The organism is Streptococcus sp. S784/96/1, from assembly GCF_902729355.1.
GTDB classification, from domain to species: Bacteria; Bacillota; Bacilli; order Lactobacillales; family Streptococcaceae; genus Streptococcus; species Streptococcus caledonicus.
Genome location: NZ_CACVCC010000002.1, coordinates 50796 through 66401 on the forward strand (window position 1 = coordinate 50796; position 15606 = coordinate 66401).

The 15606-nt window shown below is 39.3% G+C and carries 21 protein-coding genes and 1 pseudogene; 20 read left to right on the forward strand and 2 right to left on the reverse strand.

The window, feature by feature from the left end; translation table 11 throughout:
• Positions 1 to 96 precede the first annotated feature (96 nt).
• From relB to GZ996_RS00915, 5 genes are all read left to right on the forward strand, one after another.
• Positions 97 to 390, forward strand: a complete 294-nt coding sequence (gene relB, locus GZ996_RS00895) for a type II toxin-antitoxin system RelB/ParD family antitoxin (protein WP_162011118.1) — start codon at positions 97 to 99, stop codon at positions 388 to 390.
• Entirely contained in the window at positions 362 to 700 is a 339-nt protein-coding gene (locus tag GZ996_RS00900; protein ID WP_238386372.1) for a type II toxin-antitoxin system RelE/ParE family toxin, read from the forward strand. Before relB ends, GZ996_RS00900 begins: the two co-directional genes overlap by 29 nt.
• Before the next feature lie 25 nt (positions 701 to 725).
• Positions 726 to 1127 (forward strand): NUDIX domain-containing protein, encoded by a 402-nt coding sequence (locus GZ996_RS00905; RefSeq protein ID WP_162011119.1) that lies wholly within the window; start codon positions 726 to 728, stop codon positions 1125 to 1127.
• Positions 1128 to 1279: 152 nt separating this feature from the next.
• Complete coding sequence (gene prmA / locus GZ996_RS00910) at positions 1280 to 2233, forward strand: 50S ribosomal protein L11 methyltransferase (RefSeq protein ID WP_162011157.1); 954 nt, start codon at positions 1280 to 1282, stop codon at positions 2231 to 2233.
• The gene (locus GZ996_RS00915; RefSeq protein WP_156805909.1) at positions 2234 to 2977 is read left to right on the forward strand and encodes a 16S rRNA (uracil(1498)-N(3))-methyltransferase; all 744 of its coding nucleotides are present in this window, start codon (positions 2234 to 2236) and stop codon (positions 2975 to 2977) included. It begins immediately after the preceding gene.
• A gap of 39 nt (positions 2978 to 3016) precedes the next feature.
• Here the strand turns inward: GZ996_RS00915 and GZ996_RS12165 are convergent, their stop codons facing one another.
• Complete coding sequence (locus tag GZ996_RS12165; RefSeq protein WP_380434554.1) at positions 3017 to 3424, reverse strand: STM3941 family protein; 408 nt, start codon at positions 3422 to 3424, stop codon at positions 3017 to 3019.
• Between the two features lie 212 nt (positions 3425 to 3636).
• Complete coding sequence (locus GZ996_RS00920; RefSeq protein ID WP_162011158.1) at positions 3637 to 4404, reverse strand: epoxyqueuosine reductase QueH; 768 nt, start codon at positions 4402 to 4404, stop codon at positions 3637 to 3639.
• A gap of 232 nt (positions 4405 to 4636) precedes the next feature.
• On the opposite strand from GZ996_RS00920, the gene GZ996_RS00925 reads away from it, so the two are divergent.
• The 15 genes and pseudogenes from GZ996_RS00925 (at position 4637) to GZ996_RS00995 (ending at position 15548) form a co-directional block, all read left to right on the forward strand.
• Complete coding sequence (locus GZ996_RS00925) at positions 4637 to 5635, forward strand: LacI family DNA-binding transcriptional regulator (protein ID WP_162011159.1); 999 nt, start codon at positions 4637 to 4639, stop codon at positions 5633 to 5635.
• A gap of 185 nt (positions 5636 to 5820) precedes the next feature.
• A pseudogene (locus GZ996_RS00930) lies at positions 5821 to 7482 on the forward strand (PTS transporter subunit IIBC); the annotation flags it as partial.
• Positions 7483 to 7588: 106 nt separating this feature from the next.
• Positions 7589 to 8431, forward strand: coding sequence for an endonuclease/exonuclease/phosphatase family protein (locus GZ996_RS00935; protein ID WP_162011120.1), 843 nt, complete (start codon positions 7589 to 7591; stop codon positions 8429 to 8431).
• Positions 8432 to 8569: 138 nt separating this feature from the next.
• On the forward strand, positions 8570 to 9424 hold the full coding sequence (ispE, locus tag GZ996_RS00940; protein WP_156805912.1) for a 4-(cytidine 5'-diphospho)-2-C-methyl-D-erythritol kinase: 855 nt from the start codon (positions 8570 to 8572) through the stop codon (positions 9422 to 9424).
• Between the two features lie 108 nt (positions 9425 to 9532).
• Entirely contained in the window at positions 9533 to 9976 is a 444-nt protein-coding gene (locus tag GZ996_RS00945; RefSeq protein ID WP_162011121.1) for a zinc-dependent MarR family transcriptional regulator, read from the forward strand.
• On the forward strand, positions 9977 to 10687 hold the full coding sequence (locus GZ996_RS00950) for a metal ABC transporter ATP-binding protein (RefSeq protein WP_156805914.1): 711 nt from the start codon (positions 9977 to 9979) through the stop codon (positions 10685 to 10687).
• Positions 10677 to 11489 carry a metal ABC transporter permease gene (locus GZ996_RS00955; RefSeq protein WP_161980423.1) on the forward strand — a complete coding sequence of 271 codons (813 nt, stop codon included), beginning with the start codon at positions 10677 to 10679 and terminating at the stop codon, positions 11487 to 11489. The genes GZ996_RS00950 and GZ996_RS00955 overlap by 11 nt, the downstream gene beginning before the upstream one ends.
• A gap of 161 nt (positions 11490 to 11650) precedes the next feature.
• Positions 11651 to 11830 carry a hypothetical protein gene (locus GZ996_RS00960; RefSeq protein ID WP_162011122.1) on the forward strand — a complete coding sequence of 60 codons (180 nt, stop codon included), beginning with the start codon at positions 11651 to 11653 and terminating at the stop codon, positions 11828 to 11830.
• A 326-nt stretch (positions 11831 to 12156) separates the two neighbouring features.
• Positions 12157 to 12351 carry a helix-turn-helix transcriptional regulator gene (locus tag GZ996_RS00965; protein ID WP_156805917.1) on the forward strand — a complete coding sequence of 65 codons (195 nt, stop codon included), beginning with the start codon at positions 12157 to 12159 and terminating at the stop codon, positions 12349 to 12351.
• 12 nt (positions 12352 to 12363) lie between these two features.
• A complete protein-coding gene (locus GZ996_RS00970) occupies positions 12364 to 12546 on the forward strand; it encodes a hypothetical protein (protein ID WP_161979248.1) in 183 nt (60 codons plus the stop codon).
• A complete protein-coding gene (locus GZ996_RS00975) occupies positions 12530 to 12697 on the forward strand; it encodes a hypothetical protein (RefSeq protein ID WP_162011123.1) in 168 nt (55 codons plus the stop codon). Before GZ996_RS00970 ends, GZ996_RS00975 begins: the two co-directional genes overlap by 17 nt.
• A 13-nt stretch (positions 12698 to 12710) precedes the next feature.
• Positions 12711 to 13172, forward strand: a complete 462-nt coding sequence (locus GZ996_RS00980; protein ID WP_161979250.1) for a hypothetical protein — start codon at positions 12711 to 12713, stop codon at positions 13170 to 13172.
• 122 nt (positions 13173 to 13294) lie between these two features.
• Complete coding sequence (locus GZ996_RS00985; RefSeq protein WP_156805921.1) at positions 13295 to 14122, forward strand: ABC transporter ATP-binding protein; 828 nt, start codon at positions 13295 to 13297, stop codon at positions 14120 to 14122.
• Positions 14115 to 14810: an ABC transporter permease gene (locus GZ996_RS00990; RefSeq protein WP_162011124.1), complete on the forward strand. Its 696-nt coding sequence runs from the start codon at positions 14115 to 14117 to the stop codon at positions 14808 to 14810. The genes GZ996_RS00985 and GZ996_RS00990 overlap by 8 nt, the downstream gene beginning before the upstream one ends.
• A gap of 60 nt (positions 14811 to 14870) precedes the next feature.
• Positions 14871 to 15548, forward strand: a complete 678-nt coding sequence (locus GZ996_RS00995; RefSeq protein WP_162011125.1) for a CPBP family intramembrane glutamic endopeptidase — start codon at positions 14871 to 14873, stop codon at positions 15546 to 15548.
• Positions 15549 to 15606 lie beyond the last annotated feature (58 nt).

Consider the following 15606-nt stretch of genomic DNA (forward strand, 5'->3'; position numbering starts at 1 on the left):
TCGTAGTTCTATGAAGGTGAGTCTCATAGGGCTTTAAATTGCTGAATAGTAGCAAATGTGTTAAAATGTATATACAAAATATACAAAGGACAAAGAATGGCTACGATTCAAAAGAATTCTCAGTTTAGTTTTCGGACGGATGCAGATTTATTGCAACGTGCAAAAGAAATTGTTGGTTATGAAAACTTAGATATGACGACCTTGTTTAATAATCTGTTACAGATTGTCGTTGAGCAAGAGCGTGTCCCTGCTATGCTATTAGACAATGAAAAGTCTAAAAAAGATCGCATTGTAGATGAACTGTTCTCTGAAATTCAAAAGGGCTATACCAGCTATCTTGATGGCAAAGGGAAGTCTGTTGATGAGGTATTTTCAAAATATGGTTCGTGAGTTGCGGATTATGCCCGAAGCAGAGGCTGATTTAGATGAGATTTACCACTATATTTTGAAGCGTTTTTTAGCACCTCAGGCTGCCGAAACCACCATGACCAACATTCGTTTAGCAATGGAGCAGTTTTTAGAAGTGCCAGACCTTGGTATTGATGTGACAGAACGAATAGGGAGACAATTTTCTAAGGACCATACGCTACGGATGACACTTGCTGGGAACTATCTCGTCTTTTACATCGTCAATGACAAAGCAATCGCTGTATTGCGAGTGCTGTATCAAAATCGCAATTGGGTTGAGGTGTTTAGGTAAGGGGGAGCTAAGTAAGGAGAGAAAAATGACTCAATTATTTTTTGGAATAAAAGCGCTAGTACTAAATGATGAAGGAAAGTTTTTGGCAGTACATAAAACAAAACAAGCCTCTCCATTATTGGAAATACCAGGTGGTCGAATGGAATTTGGTGAAACAATTGAAGAAACGCTAATTCGTGAGATGAAAGAAGAAACCAATTTAGTTGTTGCTCCTAAAAAAATTTTGACCACATGGAATTATATGAAGAAGACAGGTGACTTTCAAGTAGCGGGACTTATATACTTGGTAGAAGTAGAAGACTTATCATCTTTAACGTTATCTGAAGAACATGATAGCTGCACCTGGTTAGGTTTTGATGAATTGAATTTATTAGTGCCGCATTTCAAAAACGCTTTGGAAAACATAGAATGTAGTAACTTGTTTTAAATAAAACGAACAGAAAGGAAATGGTTTAGTTAGTTTATCTAACTGAACCCGCCCTAAACACTGTGTCAAAAAGATAAAGTTCTCCTAGATGCAAGCATCGTCGGAGTCTTTCCTATTTTGACGTTGTGTTTTACGGGCTTGGTATTTTAATGATGAACAACTGGAAAGAATTAACCATTACTGTCCATCGTGAGGCAGAGGAAGCTGTTTCAAATTTATTGATTGAGACAGGGAGTCAGGGGGTTGCGATTAGTGACTCGGCGGATTATATTGGTCAAGAGGATCGTTTTGGCGAGCTGTATCCTGAGGTGGAGCAATCTGAGATGATTGCGGTGACGGCTTACTATCCTGATACTATGGATTTGGAGGCGGTCAAGGCTGAGATTGAGGCTAGTCTTGCGGAGTTGCCTGATTACGGTGTGGCGACAGGGGCTGTCCGCATTGACAGTCAGGATTTGGCTGAGGAAGATTGGGCAGAGAATTGGAAGAAATACTATGAGCCTGCTCGTATCACGCGTGACTTGACCATTGTGCCGTCTTGGACGGACTATGAGGCGACAGATGGAGAGAAAATTATTAAGCTAGATCCCGGAATGGCATTTGGTACGGGGACTCACCCAACAACCAAGATGAGCCTTTTTGCTCTTTCGCAGGTGCTTCGTGGTGGGGAGACGGTGATTGATGTGGGAACGGGTTCAGGCGTTCTTTCCATTGCCAGCTCGCTTCTTGGCGCCAAGGAGATTTTCGCCTATGACCTTGATGATGTGGCGGTGCGCGTGGCTCAGGAGAATATTGACATGAACCCAGGGATGGAGAATATCCATGTGGCAGCAGGAGATCTTCTGAAAGGTGTGACGCAAGAAGCTGATGTCATCGTTGCCAACATTTTGGCGGATATTCTGATTCATTTGACCGATGATGCGTACCGTTTGGTCAAGGATGAGGGCTATCTCATCATGTCTGGAATTATTGCCGAAAAACTGGATATGGTCCTCGAAGCGGCTTACAGCGCAGGCTTTTTCCTCGAAACGCATATGATTCAGGGCGAGTGGAACTGTGTGGTCTTTAAGAAAACCGACGATATGTCGGGCGTGATTGGAGGCTAGATGCAGCAGTATTTTGTAAATGGCAAAGCAGAGAAGCTAGTAACCATCGCTGATAAGGATACTATCAAGCACATGTTTCACGTCATGCGTTTGACTGACGGTGATGAGGTGGTTTTGGTCTTTGAAGATGGCGTGAAGCACTTGGCGAAAGTGTCAGACAGCGCCGCCCATCAATTTGAATTGGTAAAAGAGTTAGCTGACAATGTGGAAATGCCAGTCCAAGTGACCATCGCCTCAGGCTTTCCAAAGGGAGACAAGCTAGATTTGGTCACACAAAAAGCAACAGAACTAGGTGTTAGTGCTATCTGGGCTTATCCTGCCGACTGGTCTGTGGTCAAGTGGGATGGCAAAAAATTAGCTAAGAAAGAAGAAAAGCTGGCGAAAATTGCCCTCGGCGCCGCAGAGCAGAGTAAACGCAATCGTGTCCCAAACGTCACTTTGTTTGAGAAAAAGGCAGATTTTTTAGCACAGCTATCAGCTTTTGACAAAACTTTCATTGCCTACGAAGAAACGGCTAAAGCAGGTGAATTATCAGCCTTGGCGCGTGAATTAAAGGCGGTGAAAGAAGGGGACAAACTTCTCTTTATCTTCGGTCCAGAAGGTGGTATCTCACCAAAAGAAATCGAAGCCTTTGAACAAGCTGGTGGTATCAAAGTTGGTTTAGGTCCTCGCATCATGCGAACAGAAACCGCGCCACTCTATGCTTTGTCGGCAGTGAGTTATGCCTTGGAGATGGCGAAATAAGAAACAAAGGCAGGCCGAGTGACCTGTCTTTCATAATTTTTAATACCGTTCGCCATAGTTTTGTTCAATGGTAGCCAGAATGTTTTCAGTTTTTTGATTGCTAGTGTTTAGGATGATGTTGACTAATGGAAATCCTAACTTACGGTTTGTCAGGTATGCTTTCTTTGCCCAGCTATTTATGCGGTTCAGATACTTTTCTTCATTGAAGAGATAGGCTGAGATAAAGGTTTGGGTAAAGTAATAGGTTAACTGGATATCCTTGATATCTTTCCAAGGAATAGTTTGGGTAACTCTAATGGCTGCTGATTGGTCTAAAATGCCATCATCGTTAACAATTAATAAGGGTCTTGGGAAAATAAGGCGTTTGAAAAAGATAACGGCACACTGTAAAGAACACTCCTGATGGTAGTGTGATCGAGCGCAGTAATATAGGTATTTCAGAGGGATTCATCACCCAAATGGTAGTCGCTGCTAATATAAAACTAAGTGAGCCGATGAGGTAGAGAAAGGTTAGGTAGCGTTTGGGGTAAACAATAACAGGTGTCATAGTCTTGCTTTCTAATGGATGGTGAAATGGGCAATCGTCCTCCCGACAAAAATATTAGAGAGGTGTATAGTGTGACATTGAAGTAACTTGAATTATCTTGTTTTATATCTTATCAAATTTCCTTCCCGCTCACGACAAATCGGATATGGGAGTAGTCACGTTCAAGGTCTTTACCTGTCATGAAGGCTTTGCCATCTTTTTTGACTTGTATGAGGTCAATGCCTTGGGCTTGGGCACCCAAGACACAGCCGCAGTAGCATTGGCGGTAGATGTCATATTCAGCACACATTTCCACGGATCGTTTGTAGCCTTGGTTTTTCTTGAAATCACTTGGCAAATACTGGGTGTCGTAGATTTTTTGCACTTCCAGACCGACGGCATTGATGGTCTGGGAGTTTTTATGTGGACTGATGGTCAGCGCACTGCCAAAGTAGTCAAAACCTAGCTCGACAGCCTTGGCTGCAGTTTTGTCTAAGCGGTAATCGTAGCAGACCTTACAACGGTCACCGCCTTCTGGTTCATCCTCAAGACCGTGAACTTTTCGGAAAAATTCGTTTGGTTCATAAGGGGCAGCTAAAAATTGCACCTGTTGACCAGCATTGCTATTAAAATCATTGACAAATTTTTGTGTGACATAGCTTCGGCGTTCGTATTCGATTTTGGGATGAATGTTGGAATTGGCAAAATAAATCGTCACATCACAAAATTGGGTGATGTACTCTAAAGTATAAGTACTACATGGCGCGCAGCAAACATGCATGAGGACACTTGGTCGGGTGTTTTCTGCCTGCCATTTTTTGACCATTTGTTGCATGACTTTATCGTAGTTGACTTTTTGATTAGGATTCATGCGTGAGAGAATCTCTTCAACGTTAATCATCTGGATGCCTTTCATTGGTTCTTATTTTCTAGTCTAACATAGAAAATGGGAAATCGCACAGCTATTTTACAAAAAACACCGCTGAAAATCATTTAGTGTGAGATGTTTTTTTGACTTTTATTATCTATACTTTTTAAGATAGCACCGTACTTTAAGTTTTTAAGTTGACAGTTTTTTAGAAAATGCTATCCTAAGGCTATTAGGAATGAATATGAAAGAAAGAAATGATGATATGGCAACTATCAAAGACGTCGCAAAGCTAGCAGGAGTTTCTGCCTCTACGGCCTCACGTGTACTCCATAATAACAACATGATTAGTGAAGCTACCAAGGCAAAAGTTAGAAAAGCAATGGAGGAGTTAAACTACTCTCCAAACTACTCAGCTCAAAATCTCGTAAAACGTGATTCTAATATGGTAGGAATTGTCTTGCCAGTGCGCGAAAATCAAGAATCGCTTGGTAACAACCCTTTTTTCATGCAAATTATTCAAGGTATTAGTAGTGTCTGTACAGATTATAATTTCATGGTTAGTCTAGCAACAGGGCGTAGTGAAGCAGAATTACTTAAAAATGTTGAAACGCTCATCCGTAGTGGAAACATCCGCCGTCTCATTTTCCTATACGCTAAAAAAGATGACCCTGTTTTTGAAGCGGTTCAAAAAGAGAAAATCCCCTGTGTCGTTGTCGGTCAACCCTATAGCAAGGTTCCTTCATGGATCACCTTCGTGGATAATGACAATCGCAGAGCAGGAGAAGATGCGACCCGTTTTCTGATTGAAAAAGGCTATAAAGACCTCGTTTATACCTATACAGATATGGCAGAGCTAGTACAAGCAAACCGTTTTGAAGGCTATCGATTAGCGATGGAAGAAGCAGGGCTGTCACCTAAATTACTCCATCTTCCAAGGCAAGAAGATGACACTAATCAAGAACAGTTGGCACACTATTTAGCCAAAGAAACCGTTACAGGATTTGTTAGCATTGATGATATGTTGGCTCTTCGCTTACAACGCTTTTTATTCCGCATTGACAAATCACCGAGTGACTATGCTATGATAAGTTTCAATAATTCAATGATGACAGAGCTCGCTAGTCCCTCTCTAACCTCAGTGGATATTTTTCCATACCAATTAGGAGAACTTGCAGCTAAGCAGTTGGTCAGTCCAAACGAAAGCAAAGACCACCTCATTGTCGCACACGAAATCATAGAACGCAACTCTTCAAAAGTCTAATTAAATCTTCTAATTAGGCTTTTTTTGTCAGTTTTAAGTAAGGAAAGAATTAAGAGTTGATGAGCTTAACTTCTGTGAAATATTTTTAGAAAACGCTTTACAAAATAAAAAAGTGTGCTATAATAAGCTTATCAAAACAACGCAAACGTTTGCATCGAAATGCAAACGTTAGCATAGGAGGACTTATGAAAAACTTAAAAGAAAAATTCGGTTTTGAATTTTGGCAAAAGTTCGGTAAGTGTTTAATGGTTGTTATCGCTGTTATGCCTGCTGCTGGCTTGATGGTCAGTATCGGGAACTCAATTCCCCTTATTGCACCAGGTAATGCTGTTTTAGCAACAGTTGGTAATGTTGTTGCACAGATTGGTTGGGCAATTATCGGTAACCTTCACTTGCTCTTTGCTTTAGCCATTGGTGGAAGCTGGGCTAAAGAACGTGCTGGAGGTGCATTTGCTGCTGGTCTTGCCTTTGTCTTGATTAACCGTATTACTGGGGCGATTTATGGCATTTCTAGTGCTATGTTATCTGATTCAGAAGCAGTTGTGACGAGCTTCCTTGGGACTAAAATGGCAGTAGCTAACTATTTTACCAGTGTTCTTGAAGCGCCAGCACTTAACACGGGTGTCTTTGTCGGTATCATTTCAGGTTTTGTGGGTGCGACAGCTTTTAATAAATACTACAACTACCGTAAGCTACCTGATGTGCTCTCTTTCTTTAACGGTAAACGTTTCGTACCATTTATTGTTATTTGGCGCTCAGTATTAACAGCTATCGCTCTTGCCTTTATCTGGCCTGTTATCCAATCAGGAATCAATGGTTTTGGTATGTGGATTGCGACTTCCAAGGAATCTGCACCATTCTTTGCCCCGTTTGTTTATGGTACCTTGGAACGTCTTCTTTTACCATTTGGCTTACATCACATGTTGACCATTCCAATGAACTACACAGCTCTTGGTGGTACCTATGATGTTTTAAGCGGTGCTGCTAACGGTACTCAGGTATTTGGACAAGACCCACTCTGGTTGGCTTGGGTAACAGATCTTATTAATTTTAAAGATGCTGGTGATACGGTTGCTTATAGTGATTTGTTTACAGCATTTACTCCAGCTCGCTTTAAAGTTGGTCAAATGATTGGTGCGACTGGTACACTTATGGGTGTGGCTCTTGCTATGTACAAAAACGTTGATGCCGATAAGAAAAAACAATATAAAATGATGTTTATCTCAGCAGCGGCAGCTGTATTCTTGACTGGTGTTACTGAACCACTTGAATTCATGTTCATGTTCGTTGCTATGCCACTTTACGTTGTTTATGCCTTTGTTCAAGGTGCCGCGTTTGCATTTGCCGACCTTGTGAACCTTCGTGTTCACTCATTTGGTAACATTGAACTTTTAACACGTACACCAATGGCGATTAAAGCGGGTTTGGGTGGTGACTTGATTAACTTTGTTTGGGTATCACTTCTTTTTGCAGTGGTAATGTATTTCATTTCCGATATCATGATTCGTAAAATGAAACTTGCAACTGCAGGTCGTCTTGGTAACTATGAAAACGAAGAGGCTTCACAAGATGAAGAATCAGCTACAGTTAATAAAAATTCACAAAGTGTGCAAATCATCAATCTTCTTGGTGGTCGTGGCAACATTGTCGACGTTGATGCATGTATGACACGTCTTCGTGTTACTGTTCAAGATGCGTCTCAGGTTGCGGATGAAGAAGCTTGGAAAAAAGTTGGTGCCCTAGGTCTCTTCTTGAAGGATAATGGTGTTCAAGCGGTTTACGGACCAAAAGCTGATATTTTAAAATCTGATATTCAAGATATTCTAGATTCAGGTGTGACCATTCCGACAACTGAAAAATAAACGTGATTATGAAATAGCTGAGTGATTACCTGCTCAGCTTTTTCCATTATTAACAAATACAGTAGAGTTGATAACGACTAAAGGAGAACTCATGAAATTATTAACCTTAAACACCCATTCTTGGATGGAAGATCATCCAGAAAAGAAATTGGAACAATTGGTGGAGCATATTTTACAGGAAGATTATGACATTGTCTGTCTTCAAGAAATTAACCAGTTGATGACGACTTCACGTGTAGTAGCGCCAGCGGATTATCAAGCCTTGCCTTCTGCGCCAATTTTACATGAGGATCATTATGCTTACCTTTTGACGGGAAAATTGGCACAAAAAGGGAAACGTTACTACTGGTCTTGGGCTTATAATCATATTGGTTATGACCGTTATCATGAGGGGGTTGCCTTACTTAGTAAAACGCCAATTGAAGTTCAGGAACTTTTGGTTTCGGATGTTGATGATGAGACGGATTACCATACAAGGAGAATTCTTTTGGCGACGACAGAGGTCACTGGTAGAGCACTTACGGTAGCAAGCCTTCATTTATCGTGGTTTGGTAAAGGTTTTGAAGGAGAATGGCAAATTATTGAAGACCATTTACAATCACATTCTTACCCAATCATTCTTATGGGGGACTTTAACAACCCTACAGACCAAGAAGGGTATAGCATGATTGTCAATAGTTCCTTAAATGTAGTTGATAGTCATCAGGTAGCAAGCCATGTTTTAGGCAATTATACGATTTTAGCAAATATTGATGGTTGGGAAGGTAATCAGCAAGCTCTAAAAGTTGACCATGCCTTTGTCAGTAAAACGTTAAATGTTGTTTCCTCAAAAGTTATTTTTGACGGTAAAGCGACCCCGATTCTTTCCGATCATTTTGGATTAGACATTGATATAGAATGGAATGAAGTCTCAGAAACTGTATTCACAAGTTGACATTTTTAGTATCTCTACACATAAGGCCGATAGTCAAAAAAATGTGAAGATAAGTTCTAAATGATGAGGGAGCAAATCCCTCTTTTTGTCTTTTATTTTATGGTATAATGATTAAAAATCATTTGAAAGGGGACGAAGATGGAAGTTATTGAAAAAGCACCAGCCAAGATTAATCTTGGATTGGACATTGCTGGGAAACATCCAGATGGTTATCATGAACTATCCATGATTATGGTGAGCGTTGACCTAAATGATTACATCACTTTAAAATTGCTTGAGAGTGATGAGATTAAGATGAGCTCTGATAATCATAAAATGCCCCTTGATGAAAAAAATGATGTTTATAAAGCAGCTCTGCTTTTAAAAGAAAAATATAGCATTACAAAAGGAGTTGACATTACGCTTCAAAAATCAATTCCAATCTGTGCCGGTCTTGGAGGGGGGTCTAGCGATGCTGCAGCAACTATTCGAGGTCTAAATAAACTATGGCATCTTGAGATGAGTAAGGAAGAGATGATTGAGATAGGTTTTCAAATTGGAAGTGATGTTCCTTATTGTCTTGAAGCGGGTTGCTCTTTGGTGACAGGTAAGGGAGAGATTGTGGAACGCCTTGAAACTTCACTTTCTTCTTGGGTTGTTCTTGTCAAGCCTCATTTCGGCATTTCAACACGAACAGTCTTTCCTAAAGTTGATTTAGAAACCATTTCGAGGGTTGATATTTCGTCATTGAAAAAAGCGCTGCTGGCTAAAGACTATGAAGGTATGATAAGCTATATGGGGAATTCTTTGGAAGATGTGACCATAGCGCGTAAGCCTTTTATCCAAAAAATCAAGGATCGCATGCTTAAATGTGGCGCTGATGTCACACTGATGACAGGTTCTGGGCCCACCGTTTTTGCCCTTTGTCCAACAGAAAAGCGTGCTGACCGCATTGTTAATAGCATGAAAGGATTTTGTAAAGAAGTCTATAAAGTTCGCATTTTGCAGGGGTAAATCTTGCTCCTGTCTTTTTATTGTGGTATAATTAACCAGTTAATGAAGCGATAAGGCTTCGCCAATGAAAAAGAATCTAAAAATATGATTTCACCTTGGAGGTTTAAGATGACAGAATTAGCACACCAATTAGATGCCCTAATCAATCGCATTCTCTTAAAAGCAGAAAATCAACATGAATTACTCATTGGTTCTTGTGAAAGTCATGTAAAATTGACCAATACGCAAGAACATATCCTTATGCTGTTATCTCAAGAAAATTTGACAAGTTCTGATCTGGCTAAGAGGCTCAATGTTAGCCAAGCAGCGGTGACTAAGGCCGTTAAAAGTCTAGTCGGAAAAGGAATGCTGGAAACAACTAAAAAAGAAGAAGATGGGCGTAGTCTACATTTGACATTGACCGCTGATGCCACTCCGATTGCGGAAGAGCATAGGCACCACCATGACAAGACAATTTCAGTTTATAATGGTCTTTTAGAGGATTTTTCTGAGGAAGAGCAATTGATTATTAGTCGTTTTATTACGATATTTTCTAAGAGATTGGAGGACTAGATGCGCTATATTACCGTTGAAAATCTGTCGTTTCAATACGATGGAGAGCCTGTTCTAAATGAAGTCGGCTATTATTTAGATAGTGGTGAATTTGTGACTCTAACAGGTGAAAATGGGGCTGCAAAGTCGACCTTAATCAAGGCTACGTTAGGCGTTTTAAAACCTAAGAAGGGGCAAGTGACGATTTCTAAGGTCAATAAAGATGGGAAAAAACTTCGGATTGCCTATTTACCACAACAGATTGCTAGTTTTAATGCAGGCTTTCCAAGTACGGTTTATGAATTTGTACGTTCAGGGCGCTATCCAAGACAAGGTTGGTTTCGCCATCTGACCAAACATGATGAAGAGCACATTAAGGCCAGTCTTGAGGCTGTTGGCATGTGGGAAAATCGTCATAAACGGTTGGGTGCCCTGTCTGGTGGTCAGAAACAACGTGTTGTCATTGCGCGCATGTTCGCCAGCGATCCAGATATTTTCGTACTTGATGAGCCAACAACAGGTATGGATTCTGGAACGGCCCAGACTTTTTATGAACTGATGCACCACTCAGCTCATAAGCATGGAAAATCGGTCCTTATGATTACTCATGATCCAGAAGAAGTTAAAGATTATACTGACCGAAATATCCATTTGGTGAGAAATCATGATCTCCCTTGGCGTTGTTTTAATGTACATGAAGCAGATGAGGAAGGAGGAATACATGCTCACTGATATTTTAGCCTATGACTTTATGCAACGAGCTCTATGGGCAGTGGTTGCTATTTCTATTTTTGCACCGATTTTAGGAACCTTTTTAATTTTGCGTCGGCAAAGTTTGATGTCTGACACCCTCAGTCACGTTTCTTTGACAGGTGTAGCACTAGGAGTGATTAGCGGTGTTAACCCGACTTGGACCACCATTCTTGTGGTCTCGATAGCAGCAGTTATTTTAGAGTATTTACGAACAGTCTACCGCCATTATATGGAGATTTCAACTGCCATTTTGATGTCAATGGGCTTGGCTTTGTCCTTGATTTTAATGAGTAAATCAGACTCTTCCTCAGGAGTTAGCCTTGAGCAATATCTTTTTGGTTCTATTATCACGATTAGTCAAGAGCAAGTGATTGCCCTCTTTGTGATTGCTGGAATCGTACTCTTGCTGACGGCTCTCTTTATCCGTCCCATGTATGTGTTGACTTTCGATGAAGATACAGCTTTTGTGGATGGTTTACCTGTGCGTCTCATGTCAACTCTTTTTAATGTTGTTACAGGGATTGCCATTTCTCTTACCATTCCAGCAGCGGGGGCTCTTTTAGTTTCAACAATTATGGTCCTTCCAGCATCCATTGCCATGCGCCTTGGCAATAATTTCCGTTCTGTGATTGGCTTAGGAATTGTAGTCGGTTTTATCGGAATGGTGTCAGGGATCTTTCTATCGTATTATTGGGAGACACCAGCCAGTGCGACTATTACCATGATTTTTATTATTCTATTCCTTGTAACTAGCTTGGTTAATGCTCTAATAAAAGACTAACTTAAAAACTACTTCGGTGGTTTTTTTTCTTGTGTGGAAAAATAGCAGAGTATAAAATATCAAAACTTTTTACATTTTTTGTAAAACACGCTTGACATTTTATGTAAAGCAAGCTATACTTTTTTTTGTAAAGCGAACTTGACAAAAAGGAGATAATCAAGATGAAAAAACTAACAGAAAAAAAGATCCTATTAGATGCTAAGCTAATGCTATTTGCAATACCAGTTTCTTTAGGGATTTTTCTGTGGCAAGCTATTCAAAGCAATGACTGGATTTTATTTATGGTAATGACAGTTTTATTAGTGCTGGTAGATGGTTATAAAAATACTCGTTTACTATGAGATAAAGCCTATCGTAAGAGATACCTTATTAAAAAGAATGATGAACGTAATACTCAGGTTGAGCATTTAGCTTATCGAAAAATGATGCAAATCCTAATGGTGGGAGGAATCTTTCTTTCTCGAACTGTTTTTGGTTATGTATATGATGAACTAACTGCAGGACAAAGAGGATTATTGCACTAGCTATACTTGGATTTGGCTTAGTTATGTCTGGATTATTTCATGCGATTAAATATTATTATTCGCGTCAACTTTGATAAAAAAGAAAGGAACGTTTAGGTGTAAACGAGGGATTGATATGCTTAGAACCTTAAGGTGTGATTATTATGGAAACTAAAATTCAAGAGCTAAGAAAAGCTCAAAAGCTCAGTCAGGCAGAGTTGGCAGATGAATTAGAAGTCACCAGACAAACAATCATCTCCCTAGAAAAAGGGCGCTACAATGCTTCACTAGAGCTGGCTTATAAAATCGCTAAATTTTTTGGTAAAACAATCGAAGACGTTTTTATATTTGAAGATTAGGAGGAAGCGATGATGAAAAAGAGTGAAGAGTGGTTACCTGTTGGAATAATAATTTTGAGTTTGTATTCTTCAGGTGAGAGTACTCTAGGGATTGGAAAAGTGTTATTACTGGGAACTACAGTAGCAATGACTATTATTGGTCTTGGAAAACAAATAGATAAAAAGAGAAGGCATAATCATGAAAAAATTATTTAAAGAAACTATTATAATGATGGGAATTGTTTTTGGGGCAAGCTATGCTATTAGTGACTATAGACTGATTCAGCGTATTGGGATGATGATAGTAGCGGGTCTTGTTTATTTTATGGGACAAGTAGCCATGAAACAGTTACGTCAAACAAATTAGGAAAGAGTTAATCATGTTAAAACTATTAAATGATATCTTACAAAACTTTGGAAAACAACAGTCCAAAGAGCATTTTAAAAAAGAATTGACTATAAAAGCAAAAATTGGAATGGTACTTAGCTTACTTATATTCCTATCACTTTTTTACTTATCATTAAGCTCTTACACACTAGGATTTTTGATAGGTTTAGCTATTGGAGTCTTAACAGTCAGTTTACGAGTATTTTTTTTAGCCAGAAACGAGAAATCCTTTAATCGCTATTACATTTTCTATTATGATGAGAGAAGTCGTCATATTAGAAATTTAGCAGCGCAACTAACCTATGCCTTGTTAGTGTTATTTGTCATGGTTCTTCTGGTGTTGTTTGCTTTTTGGCAGATAACATTAGACTATTACGTATTGCTAGTTGTTCTATTATTTACCACTTTGTTAGGACAAACAGTGATTAAGGCTATTTTAGACAAATTACTATAATAGTGATGACCTAATCTGGTCATTCAGGGTGAAAAAATGACATTTCAGGATAAAGATAATCAAAAAGGAGTTATCTACCGTATACTGGATACATCAATAAGAGAGATGAAGGGGAAATAAACATGGTGATTAAAGTATCAAACTTAACAAAACATTTTGGATCGCAGGTGGCCCTGGATAAGATTTCGTTTGAGATTGGAGAAGGTCAGATTTTTGGTTTTCTTGGGCCATCAGGGTCAGGAAAGACCACGACCATCAACATCTTAACTGGACAATTACTAGCGACAGAAGGTTCGGCAGAGGTTTTTGGAAAAGCTGCGCAGGATTTGACATCAGAAGACTTGGCAACAATTGGCATTGTCAGTGACACCAGTGGCTTCTATGAAAAGCTGACGCTTTATAAAAATATGCAGGTTTACGCTAAACTTTTCGGCGTGAGCAATAAAGGTGTCGACGGTTTGCTTAAAGCAGTAGGAATTTATGAAGCCAAGGATAAGCCAGCTGAGAAATTGTCAACAGGGATGAAGCAACGCATGCTATTAGCGCGTGCGCTCATCAATCAACCTAAGGTCCTTTTCCTAGACGAACCAACTAGCGGACTTGATCCCTCAACCTCACGTGTTATTCACGAGTTGTTGTTGGATTTAAAAGCGAAAGGAACAACTATCTTTTTAACAACTCATGACATGCATGAAGCAACGCTACTTTGTGACCATTTAGCACTCCTTCACCAAGGAAAACTAGTAGAAACAGGTACCCCATCAAACCTTATTAAGAAATATTATACTGACAAAAAAGTTGTCGTTGCTTATCAAGATGGCAGTACAAAGGAAGTTACTTATGATACTTTATCTACTTTAGAAACATCAACGATTGAAACAATTCACTCATGTGAACCAACTTTAGAAGATGTCTTCATCACATTGACAGGAGGTGCCTTAAATGTTTAAATGCCTATCAGCTCTTATTTGGAGCCGCAAAGAAATTCTCCTTGCTAATAAACAAACAGCAGTCATGCTACTAATGCCTGCAGGCTTTATCGCTCTTTATTCTTTTATGTTTAAGGATATGCCAAACAGTCATGATATGATTTTTGGGATGGTATTACCTATGATTTCAGCGATGATTGGATATGTTTTACCAACTTTAATAGCAGAGGAAGCTGAAAAAAATAATCAGCGTACCCTGATGTTATCAGGTGTTAAAGTTTGGGAATATGTGATAGCTAGTCTCGTTATTCCGTTTGCGACTGTTGTCGTTTATCTAGTAGCTCTGCCTTTTGCATTAAACATTGACTTGTCAAATTGGGTAAACTATCTAGCGGTTTCTATTTTAACCTCTCTGGTAACTATTTTGCTCTATCTAGCAGTAGCTTTAGTCTGTGATACACAGGCAAGAGCTACTATTTCAGCAATGCCTGTAATGATGGCAACGATGCTTTTACCGATGATGGCTATGATGAATGAAGATATGGGAAAATGGATTACCTATACACACATGGGTGCTTATACGAAATGGAATTTACAAGGAGCAGAGTACTCTCTATCAGATAAAAGTTTTTGGTTCTTAATATTATGGTTAGTGGTGTCAGTTGTGCTTGTTTTCTATTTTGCCAAGAAGAAGCATCTCAAAAAATAAATTGACAAAACAACGATAAAGTTGTACTATATCAACAATTCAAGAAAAAGGAAAATGATAATGAAAAAACATGTACTCAGGGGACTTGTATATGGTCTGCTAGCGATTATGACTTATGGTACCAGTCAGTTAGTTCAGCTACCAGCTCTACTTTTTTTGAAAGATAATGGAAATGCTCCTTTAACAGGGCTACAGTTGACAATGAGTTTAGTAATTTATTTTCTTGCTATTGTTGGCGTATTTTTCTTGGCACTTAAATTAAATTTAATTAAGCCTAAAGAAAAATTAAACTGGAAAAAACTTGCTCTATTTCTCTTTGGAGGGGAAGTAGCGATATATGCTGTTAGTATGATTGGAGTTATCATTTCCTTAGCAATGGGGGATGAGATTCTAGCGACTAACCAAGCAGCAATTGAAGAGTTGATAACTCAACTTCCTGCTATTTTGATGTTCGCAATGATTGTACTGGGTGCTCCAATCATGGAAGAAACGATTTGTCGAGGACTTATTCCTCGCATGTTTTCAACAAACTGGCGTTGGTTAGGTTATATCGTTGGAGCGATTTTGTTTGGACTTGCTCACGTACCTAATACTGTCGGCACAGCGGTTCAATATATTGGGATGGGGCTTGTACTATCAGCAGTTGCTTATTTCAGCAAACGGCTAGAATATAGTATGCTGTTACATTTTTTACACAATAGCATAGGATTTTTGATTCTGTTGTTGCAGATTAAATAGTTTAACTATAATCGCTAACGGTATGGTGAATCCGTCTCGTTTCTAGTAATAAAAAAAC